This window comes from Paucibacter sp. B51 (genome assembly GCF_027863535.1).
Classification (GTDB): domain Bacteria; phylum Pseudomonadota; class Gammaproteobacteria; order Burkholderiales; family Burkholderiaceae_C; genus Paucibacter_A; species Paucibacter_A aquatilis.
In genome coordinates, this window is record NZ_JAPIVN010000001.1 from 3,973,983 (window position 1) to 3,989,145 (window position 15,163).

At 68.7% G+C, this 15,163-nt stretch carries 5 protein-coding genes; all 5 read left to right on the plus strand.

All coding sequences use genetic code 11. The features are described from left to right. Positions 1-123: 123 nt before the first annotated feature. The 5 genes from OOB33_RS16805 to OOB33_RS16825 all read left to right on the plus strand — a co-directional run bounded on the left by OOB33_RS16805 (position 124) and on the right by OOB33_RS16825 (position 15,156). On the plus strand, positions 124-483 hold the full coding sequence (locus OOB33_RS16805; protein WP_271009515.1) for a thymidylate synthase: 360 nt from the start codon (positions 124-126) through the stop codon (positions 481-483). Positions 484-587: 104 nt separating this feature from the next. Then, positions 588-1,382, plus strand: coding sequence for a thymidylate synthase (locus OOB33_RS16810; RefSeq protein ID WP_271009516.1), 795 nt, complete (start codon positions 588-590; stop codon positions 1,380-1,382). 387 nt (positions 1,383-1,769) lie between these two features. Beyond that, entirely contained in the window at positions 1,770-13,394 is an 11,625-nt protein-coding gene (locus OOB33_RS16815) for an autotransporter outer membrane beta-barrel domain-containing protein (protein ID WP_271009517.1), read from the plus strand. 872 nt (positions 13,395-14,266) lie between these two features. Further along, a complete protein-coding gene (locus OOB33_RS16820) occupies positions 14,267-14,620 on the plus strand; it encodes a thymidylate synthase (RefSeq protein WP_271009518.1) in 354 nt (117 codons plus the stop codon). After that, complete coding sequence (locus OOB33_RS16825; RefSeq protein ID WP_171828877.1) at positions 14,617-15,156, plus strand: dihydrofolate reductase; 540 nt, start codon at positions 14,617-14,619, stop codon at positions 15,154-15,156. Before OOB33_RS16820 ends, OOB33_RS16825 begins: the two co-directional genes overlap by 4 nt. Positions 15,157-15,163 lie beyond the last annotated feature (7 nt).

Here is a 15,163-nt window from a genome sequence, read left to right on the forward strand (position 1 = left end):
GATGAAATTGGGCGGAAGCGCATGCCTTGGCGGCAAACCAGACGCGCCATCATCGCAGCTTGAACGGCGCTTGCCTGTGACAGACCCCGCTGGATGCAGCCCGCAGCTCTAGAATCCCGCCCCATGTACATCTGCAGCAGCGTCGCACCTCGCGAGTTTGAGGATTTCATGCACCATGTCTTGGAGTATGGCGCGCACAAGGGCGATCGCACCGGCACCAGCAAGCGCACGCGCTCGTCGCGCGGTCCCCAGATGCGCGTCGATCCGAGCCCGGGCTTTGCACGGGCCACGACCACGGCGGGGCAGCTGAAGTCGATCATCCAGGAGCTCCCCCGGCTCCTGCGCGGTGCCTCGAAGGTGAAATCGCTGCCGGAACGCGGCGACACCGTCTGGGACGAATGGCCGCGCGAGAACAGCCGCCAGGGTGCGGCCTACAGCGTGCAAATTTCGATGGGTACCGGTACACATCCGACCCCCCACTGACCAGCCATAAAAGCCGCCTGCGGATAGCTTTCTGTCCGGCGGGCAATGAACGTATACAAGTCAAGGTGACCGCAGTCACCGGCCTAACCTGGACGCGACATCCCATGCAGCAATATCTTGAGCTACTCCAACGCGTAATGGATGAGGGAACCGACCGGCCAGACCGGACCGGGACCGGCACGCGCGCTGTCTTCGGACATCAGATGCGGTTCAACCTGGCGAAGGGATTTCCAGTCCTGACGACCAAGAAGCTGCATCTGCGATCCATCATCGTTGAGCTCCTGTGGTTCCTCCGCGGAGACACAAACATCAAATGGCTCAAGGAGCACAAGGTCTCCATTTGGGATGAATGGGCCGACGAGAATGGCGACCTTGGGCCGGTCTATGGAAAACAGTGGCGCCACTGGACGACTTCGGACGGGCGCACTATTGACCAAATTGCTGAGCTAGTTCAGCAAATCAAGCGCGACCCAAACTCACGCCGTCAGCTCGTTACTGCCTGGAACCCGGGCGAGCTCCAACAGATGAAACTCGCTCCCTGCCATTGTCTTTTCCAGACGGCTGTGATCGGAAACAAGCTTCACCTCCAGCTCTATCAGCGCTCTTGTGATGTGTTTCTGGGCGTGCCCTTCAATATCGCAAGCTATGCGCTGCTGCAGTTGATGCTTGCGCAGCAATGCGATTTGGAACCCGGCGACTTCGTTTGGACGGGGGGGGATGTTCACATTTACAGCAATCACTTCGAGCAAGTGAAGCTGCAATTGACGCGCGATCCGCGCCCGCTTCCCAAAATGAACCTTGTTCGGAAGCCGGACTCGTTAGACGGTTATGTCCTCGAGGATTTCCAGCTCACCGACTACGAACCGCACCCCCACATCAAGGGCGCAGTCGCGGTTTAGTCCTTGTAGGGCAATGCCGCCTTCACTCCTTCGAACAGCGTGCTTCGAAGGAGAACGAACTCGCATCGCTTCTGGACGCGCCCCATCGCCAGCACGCCTCAGCATCGCTGGGCGCAGCGGACATTGCTTCAAGCTGGATCAGCCAGTCAAGATAGCTTGGCTGGACGCATGCTCACGCCCCTCCAAAGACCTGGTGTGAGCCCGAGTCAGATGGCTTGAAAAATGCGTTTTTGGGCACGCTAACTGAGCGATGCCCACTCAAGAAGCATTCTTAAGATGGTTGGCGAATCCGCCTCCTGCACCGTGCAGCCCCGCGCGCCCCACAACTGTGCAGGCATCAGGGCAGACCCGGTGCCAGGCAACCGCCCTCACCTGCCGTCTTCTGCCATGACTCCACGTATCACTTCCTCTGCCACCGACGTCGACACGAGCGCGCACGCGTTTCACGGGGCTTTTGCCAATCGCCCCTCACGTCGGCTGATGCTGGCGCAAGGCTGGGGCATTCTGTGCCTGTGCGCACCAACTGCAGCCTGGCCACAGGCGGTCACGGCCGGCCCCAACTATTACGTGTCCGATGCCCGCAGTGGCGCCAATGGCACCGCGGGCAAGGATGCGGTCGGCGGTGGCTCTTGCGTCAGTGGCCCCGTACCGGGTACGGCGGGCGGTACCGGCCCTTCGATTGACGAGACGATCAAGCTCGGCCTCGTGTCCCTGAGCTACCCAGGGACGCTCATCGGCGTGAGCAGCAGCGGCGGCAATGGCGGCAATGGCGGCAATGGTGACCCTTCCGGTCAATGCGGCAAGGGCGACTTTGACGGTCGCCCTGGCGGTGCAGGCGGCTCCGTGACCGTGTTCGTGAAGCCCGGCGCCAACCCGGCAGAAGCAATCTACAGCACCACGAGCACCGGCGTGGTGGCGGTCAGCCATGGTGGCTCGGGCGGCAATGGTGGCGACAACACCCGCGGCAAAGACGACTACAAGGGAGGCGATGGCGGGGCGGGCGGTGCTGGCGGCAATGTCCGGCTGGAGAACGCGCTGTCCATGCAGGTCAGTGGTGGGCTCGGTGCGGCGGGGCTGGTGGCCCAAAGCGGTGGCGGCGCCGGTGGCACCGGCGGCGATGCCGCCAACAAAGCCAATGCGGGCAGTGGCAAAAGCGGAGGCACCGGGGGTGATGTGGTGCTGCGCAACACCGCCAAGATCCTGACCGACGGCGGTAACGCGATGTCTGCGCAGAGCATTGGCGGCTTTGGTGGTGATGGCGGTGTGAACACCAAAAGCCACAGTGGCAGTGGCGGCACGGGTGGCAATGGCGGCACCCTGGCCGTGGACAACACGGGGGCGCTGCTGGTCGGATCAGGATCCCGCCTGGGCTGCAGCGACAGTGTCACCACGAACTGCAATCCCGTGGGCGGATTCGGCCTGGCCGCGCAGTCGGTCGGCGGCGGCGGCGGCCATGCCGGCGCCAGTGCAGGGCTTCATATCCTGGGTGCAGATGGTGGGGCAGCCGGGCATGCGGGCGCCGTGGTGGTGAACAACACCGGATCGGTTTCTGTGTTCAGTCCCGCGAGCACCGCCTTGTTCGCCCAGGCCATTGGCGGCGGCGGCGGCTCGGGCGGCATGGCCATTTCCAGCGGCAGCAAGACCACGGCCGTCGGCGGCGCCGGCGGCGCGGGCGGTGACGGTGGCGCCGTGACCGTCATCAACTGGAACAGTCTGTGCACCGGCGTCGCCTGCAACGGTCAGGACCGCTGGACGGCCGATGACTCGAGCGCAGGGGGTGCCATCGCGCTGGTGGCCCAGAGCATCGGCGGCGGTGGCGGCGTGGGCGGCTTTGCCAAGGCCAAAGGCAAGGCGACGACCATTTTCGGCAATGCCTCGGCCATGGCCGTGGGCGGAACCGGCGGCAGTGGCGGCGCAGGCGCGCAGGTGCTGGTCACGCATGTCGGTCACCTCGGAACCGCCGAGATCAGCTCACCCGGCTTGCTGGCCCAGAGCATTGGCGGCGGCGGCGGCAGTGCGGGCGGGGCCCTTGCTTATGCGACAGCCCTGGCCGGCGACAGTGCCGCCGTGTCTCATGGGGGTGCCGGCGGAGGCGGTGGCAACGGCGGCAATGTGCTGGTGAACTGCAACAGCTACAGCGCCCTCTCCTCCAGCTTCAGCCCCTGCGCCGGAACCCCTGTGCTGACCGCGGTCCGAACAGACTTCCGCATCGCCACCACCGGCCTCGCCTCGCCTGGCATCGTGGCCCAGAGCATTGGCGGCGGCGGGGGCGCGGGCGGCTACGCCATGTCGCTGTCCGGCAGCCTGATCGGCTCGCAGTCGCTGGGATTCGGCGGCAGCGGCGGCGCGGCAGGCACCGGGGGGCAGGTCTTTGCCAGCAGCAATGGGCAGAGCATCAACACCTCCGGGGCGCAATCACCTGGGCTGCTGGCCCAGAGCATCGGCGGCGGTGGCGGCTCCGGCGGCAGCACCATGGACCTGAGCCTGGCGTACACCGGCAGCTCGGCCTCTTTGGGTGTGGGCGGCAAAGCGGGCAGTGGTCAAGCGGCCGGTGCTGTGGCGGTCCACAACCCCGGTGGCGTGATCAACACCAGCGGCGAAGGATCACAAGGTCTGGTGGCCCAGAGCATTGGCGGCGGCGGCGGCAATGGGGGCTCGGCCATCACTTTGGCGGCCTCGGGACGCTATGCCGGCTCCCTGGCGGTCGGCGGCGATGGTGCCACGGGTGGAACCGGCGGCAACGTGACCCTCGTCAATGAGGACAGCAGCAGCAATCCGACTTACGGACGTGGCGCAATCACCACCCAGGGCAGCGGCGCGAGCGCCCTGGTGGCCCAGAGCATTGGCGGCGGTGGCGGCCATGGCGGGTTCTCGGTGGCCCTGTCCGGCGCGGAGTTCGTGGCCGGCGCGGTCAGCGTGGGCGGCAGCGGCGGCTCGGGCAACCATGCGGGCACAGTCAACGTCAGCAACAAGGGGGCGCTGACCACCCAGGGCGGTGGTGCCCCCGTGCTGCTGGCCCAGAGCATTGGCGGCGGCGGCGGCTCGGGTGGCCATGCCATCGCGGGCACCGTGGCGGGCATGGGCAGCATCAGCATCGGCAAGGGAGGCAGTGGCGGCTCTGGCGCTGCGGCTTCATCCGTGCAGGTCAACAACACCGGCGCCATCGCCGCCCAATCCAGTCAGGTCGGCCATGCGCCAGGCATCCTGGCGCAGAGCATCGGCGGCGGCGGCGGACAAGGCGGCTTCAGCGCCGCAGGTGCGCTGTCCTTTCAGGGCAGTGTCGCGCTGGCCGTGGGCGGTGGCGGTGGCAATGCGGGCAGTGCCGGCACGGTCAGCATCGACCATGGCGCGAGCCTGCTCACCCGCGGCGCCTTTTCTCCGGGCATTCAAGGCCAGAGCCTGGGCGGCAATGGCGGCAGTGGCGGGCACACCCTGGCAGGCGCCCTGGCCGGCGGGCTGAGCCTGGCCGCCAACCTGGGTGGCGGCGGTGGCAAGGGTGGCACCGGTGGGGATGTCTGGCTGCATGTCCATGGCCCCGAGCAGCGATTGGTCACCGAGGGCGACCAATCGCCTGGCGTGCTGGGGCAAAGCCTGGGCGGTTCGGGCGGCACCGGCGGCTGGGCCGCCAGTGCTTCGGTCAGCATGGCGGCAGCGCCCTCCGTCTCCCTGGGTGGCGCGGGTGGCGCCGGTGGCAGGGCCGGTCTGGTGGCCATGACGGCCCGCCTGCCCGTACAAACCAGCGGACACATGGCCCCAGGCCTGGCGGCTCAAAGCATCGGTGGCAACGGCGGCAGCGGCGGCTTCACGGCCGCCGGTTCGGCCACCACCATCGTGGCGATGGCAACCAGCATCGGCGGCACGGGTGGCTCGGGCGGACAAGGGGGTACGGTCAACATCAAGGCCGATGCGCCGGTGCTCACCAGCGGCCAGCAGTCATTCGGCCTGCTGGCGCAGAGCATTGGCGGGAACGGCGGCAATGGCGGCTCGGCCCTGTCGGCCAGCGCATCGACGGGCAACCCGTCCATGGCGGTATCCGTCGGCGCGGCGGGTGCAGCAGGTGCCACGGGGGGTAGTGGACAGAACGCCGGCAACGTCGCCGTGGTGGGCCGCAGCACCATCATCACCCAGGGTCAAGGGGCGGTGGGCGTGGTGGCTCAGAGCATCGGCGGCGGCGGCGGCCAGGGCGGGGCCACCGCCGCGATTGCGGCCTCAGCCTCTGGGGGCGACCCCAACAACAAGAGCATGGCCGCCGCTGTGACGGTGGGCGGCAAGGGGGCTGCCGGCGGCGCCGGGGCCGAGGCCGCCGTTCGCTTGCTGGATGCCGTGCAAACAGGCGTGCCCAGCCGCAACAGCGCTTCGGGCGCGGCCGGCCAGGGTGACCGTGCAGCAGGTGTGCTGGTGCAAAGCATCGGCGGCAGCGGCGGCCAGGGGGGCGCGGCCAGCTCGCACGCCATCGCCGGCTCCGCCGCAGCGGCTGTGGCGATCGGCGGTGGCGGCGGCAGCGGCAGCAACGCGGGCAATGCGCTGCTGAACTTCGATGCGCAAACCTATCTGGCCAGCAACGCCGACCTGCTCAAGGCTTATGGCAACAACCCGGCGGCTGCCCTCAAGCACTACATCGACTGGGGCTTCGGCGAGGCGCGCCCTACGCAGAGCTTCAATGCAGCGCAGTACATGGCGAACTACAGCGACCTGCAAGCCTCGTTCAACGGCGACCTGGCAGCTGCCACCAATCACTACGTGAGCACCGGCGTCAGCGAGGGCCGCAGCGCGAGCGCGCCCGCCGGCAGCACCCCGGTCTCACTGGCACTGACCGACAGCGCGAGTGCCTTCGTGGACCCGCTGATCTACATCGCGTCCCACCCCGACCTGATCCGCGCCCTGGGCAACGATCCGCTCGCCGGGCTGCGGCATTACCGGGACTGGGGGTATGGGGAAGGTCGCGTGACCAGCAGCTTCAACCCGGCCCAGTACCTGGCCAACTATGCCGACCTGCGGGCCAGCTTTGGCGACGACACCCGCGCCGCCACGGTGCATTGGATCACCAACGGCCAGGCCGAAGGGCGCTCTGCCAGCGCAGCGGCGGGCAGCACCCCGGTCAACAAGGTGAGCTTGCCCAGCGTCAGCACCTTCGGTCAGCAGGCCCCGGCCATGGTGGCTCAGAGCATCGGCGGCGGTGGCGGTCAGGGCGGTGCCGCGTCGGCCAGCGCCGTCAGCAACCAGCACGCGGCCTCGGTGGCCGTCGGCGGCTTTGGTGCCGGCGGCGGCGATGCCGGCATGGTGGTGGTGACCCCCACTGGCGCCCTCAACACAACGGGCGCGCAGTCGCCTGGGGTGCTGGCGCAGAGCATTGGCGGCGGTGGTGGTCATGGGGGCTCGGCATCGGCCTCCGCGGACGGCTCACAGGGCGCGGTGGAGGCCGCCGGTGTGGCCGCGTACACCGGCCTGGTGGGCTCGACCGTGGGCAATGCCACGGTGGCCGTGGCGCAGAAGTTCAGCCAGGACAACGGCGCCCCGAGCAGCTCGAGCGCCAAGAACGACAACGGCGTGGGGGCCTCCCTCAGCATCGGCGGCGCCGGTGGCCTGGGCGGCAAAGGCAACGCCGTGGCGGTGGACAGCAGCGCGCTGGTGAGCACCTTGGGTGACCTGTCGGCCGGTCTGTATGTGCAGAGCGTGGGCGGAGGCGGCGGTCACGGCGGCAGCAGCACCAGCAATGCCAAGGGCGGCAACAGTGCAGTCGCCGTCAGCCTCGGAGGCAGCGGCGGCACGGGCGGCGACGCGGGCTCGGTGCAGGTGCGCAACAGCGGCCGCATCGGCACGGCCGGAACCCAGTCCCTGGGCGTCTTTGCCCAGAGCGTGGGCGGCGGTGGCGGTGATGGCGGCTCGGTCAGCGCCACCTCACAGGCCGGCGGCAAGGCCGCCGCCTCCTTGGGTCTGGGCGGCAGCGGCGGCGGCGGTGGCAGTGGCGGCAACGTCAATCTGATCAACACCGGCAGCGTCAGCACCTGGCTGGGCAACGCCGGCGGGCTGTTTGCCCAGAGCGTGGGCGGAGGCGGTGGCAACGGGGGGGCGGCCAGCACGGCCGCCAGCGTGACCCCGGCCGCAGACGACGGCAAAACCAGTGCCAGCACCGGCACGGCCAGCTCATCGCCCAACAACCAGAGCAACTCGGCCAGCGCCGGCAGCGTGTCCGGCAGCACCCCGACCAAGGGCGGCGCCGCAGGGGCCAGCACCGGCTACGCAGCCAGCCTCGCCCTCGGGGGAGCGGGTGGCAAGGCGGGTCATGGCGGCACGGTGGTGGTGCAGCACAGCGGCAGCGTAAGCACAGGCCTCGCGGTGCAAGACGGTGTCGTGCACAGCATCGCCCACGCCCCGGCCCTGCTGGCCCAGAGTGTGGGCGGCGGCGGTGGCCAAGGGGGAAGCAGCAGCAGCAATGCCGATGCGGCCAAGAGCAGCGTGGCCATCTCGCTGGGTGGCTTGGGCGCTGGCGGTGGAGATGGGGGCACGGTGGCCGTGCATGCCAGCGCCGGCAATCTCAGCACGCGGGGCGCCTTGTCGTCCGGGCTGATCGCGCAAAGCCTGGGCGGCGGTGGCGGCAACGGGGGCTCGTCCACCTCCACGGCCAGCCAAGGCAGTTCGGCCTCGGTGGCCATGGGACTGGGGGGCACCGCGGGTGGCGGCGGCCACGGCGGTGCGGTGACGGTGTGTGGCACGCGCCAGGCCGATGGCAGCTGCGGCACTGCGCTGGGCAGCAGCATCAGCACCGGCGGCGTGCAGTCGCACGGCGTGTTCGCCCAGAGCGTGGGCGGCGGCGGTGGCAGCGGCGGAGCCGTCAGCGCGGCAGCCACCGCGGGTGACGCCAGTGGCAGTGACAACAGTGCCAGCACGGGCAATGGCAGCAGCTCGGCTTCCGCCTCCAGCGGCGTGGCGGTGGCCGCCGCCCTGGGGGGCAGCGGTGGCAGCGGCGGCTACGGGGGGGATGTCCGGCTGTCCATTGCGGCTTCAGTCAGCACCCTCGGGGCGCGCTCGACAGCTTTGTTTGCTCAAAGTGTGGGCGGCGGTGGCGGTGAGGCCGGCAGCAGCAGCACCAACGCCAGCAGCGGCGCCCATGCGGTGAGCCTGGCGCTTGGCGCCAGCGGCGGCAGCGGCGGCCGGGGCGGCAATGTGTCGGTGGACCTGGCCAGCAGCGCCCAGCTGCAAACCCGTGGCCTGATGTCTCAGGGCTTGATGGCCCAGAGCGTGGGCGGCGGCGGCGGCGTGGCGGGCAGCACCAGCGCTACCAGCGCCGATGCCGGCAACAGCAACACCAGCCTGGCCTTGGGCGGCAAGGCGGGGAGCGGCCAAGATGGCGGCACCGTCAAGGTCAACAGCGGCGGCAGCATCAGCACCAGCGGTTGGGGCGCAGATGGCCTGGTGGCGCAAAGCGTCGGGGGTGGCGGTGGCACCGGAGGCGCAGCGTCGAGCAGCGCATCGACAGGAACAGCTGCTGCGTCCCTCGCCCTGGGCGGCCAGGGCGGTGCATCCGGCAAAGGTGGCGATGTCGCGGTCACGCTGTTCTCTGGCAGCGTGAAGACCGAGGCCGAAGCGGCCCGCGCCCTCTTGGTGCAGAGCATTGGCGGCGGTGGCGGCAGCGGCGGCAACGCCAGCAGCAACACGGGTGGCGACAACACCAAGTCGGTCAGCCTCGCGCTGGGTGGCCAAAGTGGCAGCAGTGGCGGCGGCCAGGGTGGCACGGTGAGCGTCAACGCCAACGGTACCGCGACCTTGGCAACCCAGGGACATTTCGCCACCGCAGTGATGGCGCAGAGCATCGGCGGCGGCGGCGGCGTGGGCGGCAGCAGCCAAAGCAGCAGCAGCGCCAAGGGCAGCAGCTACAGCCTGGGGCTCAACCTCGGGGGCGCTGGCGGCGCCGGCGGCAACGGCGGTGCGGTGACGCTGGCTCTGCGTGATATCAACTCCAACATCAGCACGCAGGGCTTGGCCGCCTTCGGGGTCATGGCACAGAGCATTGGTGGCGGCGGCGGTGTCGGGGGCGCGGCCGCCTGGCAACAGTCCGGCAGCTTGGGCAGCGTCTCGATCAGCAGCCAGCTGGGCGGCAGCGGCGGAGATGGGGGCGATGGCGGCGGTATCTGGCTGCTGTCCGACCAGACCTTGAGCACCGCAGGACACCTGGCCGTGGGCCTGCTGGCCCAGAGCGTGGGCGGCGGCGGTGGCGTGGGTGCAGCGGCCACCTCGTCCAGCGAGGGCAGCGCCTTCAGCGGCAGCGTGAACCTCGGCGGCAGCGGCGGCAAAGGCGGCGCGGGCGGCACGGTGGAGCTGGCGCTGGGTCAGCGTGTCAGCACCTCCGGCAACCTGGCGCATGCGGCGGTGGCGCAGAGCATTGGCGGCGGCGGCGGTCTCAACCTCAGCCGGGCCAGCGGCACCGTCCTGGGGAACAGTCAGGCCAAGGCGGGCGCTCGCGTGCTGCTGTCCAGCAGCGCTGCGGTGGAGACCAGCGGCACGGGGGCCGCGGGCCTGGTGGCCCAGAGCATCGGCGGCGGCGGCGGCCTGTCGACCTCCTTCGGATCAGCCACCCTGGGTGGCGCGCCGGGCTTTGCCAACGGCGGCGTGGTGCGCCTGTGCAATGGGCTGGACAGCGCCGGTCAGTGCAGCGGCGATGTCGCACTGACGGGCAGCATCCGCACCCATGGCGCACTCGGCCACGGCCTGGTGGCCCAGAGCATTGGCGGCGGCGGCGGGATGGTGCTCAGCCCGGAGAACCCGCTGCAGACCACTTTGCGCGGCAGCGGTGCCATCGGCAGCGACGTGACCGTCTGGACCGCCCAGGCCATCAGCACACAAGGCCATGGGGCCGCCGGCCTGGTGGCACAGAGCATCGGGGCGGGCGGCGGCCTGGTCGGGGACCACTACTGGGGAACAGGCAGCGTCACCCACAAGCTGAGCGCGGCCAGCAGCACAAACCTGTCCACCGGTGCGGCGGTCAGCGTGGATGCATCCAAAGGCTCGCAGGCCTGGAGCACCAGCGGCATGAATGCGCCCGTACTCGTGGCGCAAAGCATTGGCGGTGGGGGCGGCTACTTTGCCCACACCAATCTGACTCAGGCCAGCCGGGTGGACCTGAGCTTCCAGCTCGGCGGCACCGACGGCAGCAGTGACGGCGGCACCGCCCGGGTGAACCTGGGCTCGCGAGCCATCAGCACCGCTGATGCGGGCAGCCTGGGTGTGCTGGCGCAAAGCGTGGCGGGCGGCGGCGGTGTGTTTTCCCGGGTGGCGCCGACCGTGGCGGCGCCCGGCAGTGCGACCAGCACCAACGCCACCCTGAGCGGCCAGCTGGGCCAGACCGGCAGTGGCAGCCGCGCCTTCGATGCCAGCGTCAGCGGCAGCCCTTCGATCAGCACCAGCGGCTTGCACTCGGCCGGGCTGGTGGTGCAGAGCGTCTCCAATGGCGGCGGCGTGGCCCTGGCCGCAGGACGTGCGGGCCAGGTCTTCAACGGCACGATGAACCTGGGTTCAACCGCCAATGGCAAGAACGATTGGAAGTTCAGCGGGCCGGTCACGGTGCAACTGGACGGTGGCAGCATCAGCACACGCGGCGACATGGCGCCGGCCTTAGTGGCCCAAACGGTCAGCGGCGGCGGCGGTTTGAGCCTGGCGCTGGCCAGCAATGCCAAACTGGGCGGGCTGCCTGGCAGCCCTGCCTATCCGGGTGAGGATCAGCGATCCAAGCCGGCTGTGCTCGTGAACAACCGCGCGGCCATCAGCACCACAGGGGCCGGATCCATCGGCATCGTCGCGCAGAGCGTGGGCAATGGTGGCGGCCTGGCCTATGCCAGCAACAGCGCCACAATCGGCGCGGGCGGCGGCGGCGGCCATGGTGGCAAGGTGGAGGTCAACAGCTATGCACCCATCCGCACCTCGGGTGTGAACGCCTACGGCATCCTGGCCCAGAGTGTGGGCGGCGGGGGTGGCGCCGTGATTGGCGTGGGCAATGCCTTGACCCCGACCCACAACACGGGCCGTGGAGACGCCGGCGCCGTGACGGTCAATGTCTATGCGGACATCAGCACCAGCGGAGATGGCGCTCACGCTATCGTGGCGCAATCGATCGCCGGCGGCGGCGGCATCATCGCCAGCGGAACCAAGACCACCACCTACAAAGGCAGTGACGGCAAGAGCGGCGATGTGGTGGTGAACTACGCCGCCGGTGTGAAGGTGACGGCCTCAGGCCAAAACGCACACGCCTTATGGGGCTCATCCTCGACCGACCCGATTGTCAATGTCGCTGAGGGCGCACGCTTGGTGGGCGGCAGCGGCGGAGCCGCCATGTACTTTGAGGGCCCCATCAACGAACTGCACAACCGGGGGTACGTGGGCAGCGCCGACGGGCACGCCGGTCGCGCAGTGCAGACCATTGGAGGCGACATCGCCATCCACAACCATGGTGAGCTGCTGGGTGACCTGCACCTCACGGAGGGCGCGCGCAACGAGGTGCACAACCACAGCGGCGGCAAGATGCTGCACGGTGGCACGCTCAACCTCGGTGGCAGTGGCACGCTGCACAACCAGGGCACGGTCATGCACGGCGGCGAGACCGGTGCTGCCACGCGCATCGACGGTCATCTGATTCAAGGGGAAGGCGGCACGCTGGCGCTGCGCATGGACCATGCCAGCGGGGTGGCCGATCAGTTGCACGTCACTGGCAACGCCACCCTCAAGGGCCGTTTGCAACCGGTGCTGCAGACCGCTCACGTGATCACGCCAGGCACGCACTCGCTGGGCACCATCTTCAGCGCGGGCGGGGGCCTGGACGCCAGCGCCTTGTCCGTGACCGACACGGCCATCCTGGACTTCCGCCTGCACCCTCAGGATGGCAAGCTGGGGTTCAGCATGCACGCCGATTTCAGCCCCGAGGGCATGAACGAGGACGTGCAGCGACTGGGCGACCTGCTGGCCACCGCCCAGTCGGAGTCACGCGACAACTACCGCGACCTGACCGCCCGCCTGGTGACCCTGTCAAGCCCTGAGGCGCTGCACCAGGTGTACTGGGACCTCAGCGGCGCCGGTGCTACGACGGTGGCGACGGTCGGCACTCGGCTGAGCACCCTGTTCGGGCGCCTGTTGACGGACCGCCTGGGCGCCCTGCCCGCCGCACCTTCATCGGGTCAGCTGACACGACATGCCTGGGTCCAGGCCCTGGGTGAACGCCACAGCGCCAGCTACGACGGCGCAGGCAGCTCGGATGTCAAGGCCCACTTGGGCGGTCTGGCCTTCGGGCTTGAAACTTCGCTCGACGCCAACACGATGGTGGGCGCCGCACTCTCGAGCAACCGCTCCAGCCTGGAGATGTCCCACGGCTACCAGGCGCGCGGGCCCGGCGTTCAGCTGGGCGCCTATGCGGTGCGCCAGGCGGACAGCCGCTGGGGCCAGCTGTACCTGACGGGCTCGCTGACGCATTCACGCCAGACGCTGGATACCGAGCGACGCTTTGAACTGACAGGCGCACACCACCAGGCTCAGATGCGCACCCAGGCCTGGGGTGCGCGGATCGAGACCGGCCTGCGCATCAATCCTCCAGGATGGCGCATCGCCCCCTTCGCGGCCTTGCAACTGCAGCATTTCACGATCCACGCGCACGACGAGGAGGCCTCGGCCCAGCCTCACCTGGCCCTGAGCTACCAGCGCAGCGCATTCACCCAGCTGCGCAGCGAGTTGGGCACGGCGGTGGAGGGCCGCATGATGCTGCCCAGCGGCGCCTCGCTCCAGCTGAAGGGACGCGTGGGTTGGGCTCACGAGACCTGGAGTGAGCACCGCATGTTTGCCGCATTCAAAACCCTCAACGGACGAGCTTTCAGCGTCAACGGCCTGATGCCCACGCCCGACCTGGCCATCCTGTCCGGCCAGGCCGAGCTGCGCCTGAGCCCATCGCTGGCCGTGGAGTTCAACCTGCAGGCTGAGTACGGCCGGGACACCCGCACGCGGGCGGGTGGTGTTGCGCTGCGCTACAGCTGGTAAGGAAAGCTGGTCAGGAAACTGCCCCTGCGTGCTCTGGTGCCGCAGGGGCCTGCAGCAGGGCCTGGGCAACCTGAATCCGACAGACCAGGTCAAAGCACCAGTCATCGGGCAGGCGACGACGCCGACAGGCGATTGACCATGTCCAGGGGTTCGGCATCGCCGGTGCCAGCAAGCTGACGCAGCGGGTCCATCACGCCCCCGCGTGCCTGGGTCTGAGCTTCAAACTGGAGGCCTCGGACATCACCGGTCCGATGGGCCGTGTTCAGCGTTGCAGAAGGCAGCCTCTCCTGCGCGGCAGAGTCCCCAAGGCTTCCCATCGAATCGGTTTGCGGGAACTTCTTGCCTCAGAGTTCGCCAGCAACAGGCGCAGGTCTTCGCTCAACAAGCCCCGCGGATCACCGCACGACAGCATCGCCTCGAGGGCCTCACGCGCCCGTACTTTGGCATCGATGCGAACCGATGCGACGCTGCGGCAGAGGGAACAGACACTGAAGGCGGCCTCAAGACAACCGACATCATCCCTGGCCTCATTGCGACTCATGTGCGGCCATCGCCCGGCGCGTGCTTCATGGCGCGGACCGTGCGGACGTTCCTAACGGGCCGGTTTGCGTCAGCAAGCCGTTCTCGAGGTTCTTCACCCTGGCAGGGATCGGCAGTCGGTGGGCCATGGAAACTCTTGCTCGCCAGATCGAGCGGGCCGTGATCCGACCTGGCAGCCCCACGCCCCGCATAATTGCGGCCCGCAGTCTCTGCACTACTTTCATGGGCGCCCGGTTGTGGGTACTTTTTTGGAAACCTCGTCAAGAACACCTATGCGTACCGTTCGGGCTCGGAAATGGGATGTCGCAAATCGTCACGCCACCTTTCGGTCTTTGCTCGCGACGCCTCAGACGCTGGGCCGGCGTGACCGCACGTCCTGCCCGTGCGACCAGCGCAACCTCGACGTTTTCCTGGGCCTGCCCTTCAAAATCACCAGCAACGCCTTGCTGACCCAGATGCTGGCGCCGCAGTGCGACCTCGACGATTTCGCCTGGACCGGCGGCGATCGCCCTGTCTACAACAGCCGTATTGACCAGATGCGTACCCAGTTTGGCCGCGAGTCGCGCGCCTACCCGCAGACGAAGATCCGCCGCCGGCCGGATTCCATCTTCAGCGATGAGTTGGAGGACTTTCAGCTGCTGGGCTACGCCCCTCACCCGGCCACCAAGGCCATGGAGGCCGTATGAGCGAGCAGCGGACACCCGCCATTTCCACACGACCCCGGGTCGTGCTGGTCGCCGCCCTGGGCCGCGGTCGAGAGATCGGCCGCGACAACGGCTTGCTCTGGCACTTGCCTGAAGACATGGCTCATTTCAAGGCCTTGACTCAAGGACAGCCGGTGCTGATGGGCCGCAAGACCTGGGACTCCCTCCCTGAGCGTTTTCGGCCCCTGCCGGGTCGGCGCAACATGGTTCTGTCACGGCAGCCGGGTCTGATGCTGGCCGGGGCCGAGGTATTTGCTGATGTTCCGAGTGCCTTGCGGGCCTGTGACGGCCTGCCCCAGGTCTGCGTGATCGGAGGCGCGCAGATCTACGCAGAAGCATTGGCCCATGCCGATGTGCTGGAACTGACCGAGGTGGCCGCCGACTTTGCGGATGCCGACAGCTGGTTTCCGGCCTGGCCCGCGACCGAGTTTGCGGAGACTGGGCGGCAGACGCTGCACAGCGAGAAAAATGGCTGGCGCTTCGACTTTGTGCGTTACGAGCGCCGCGCCCAGCCTTGAAACAGAA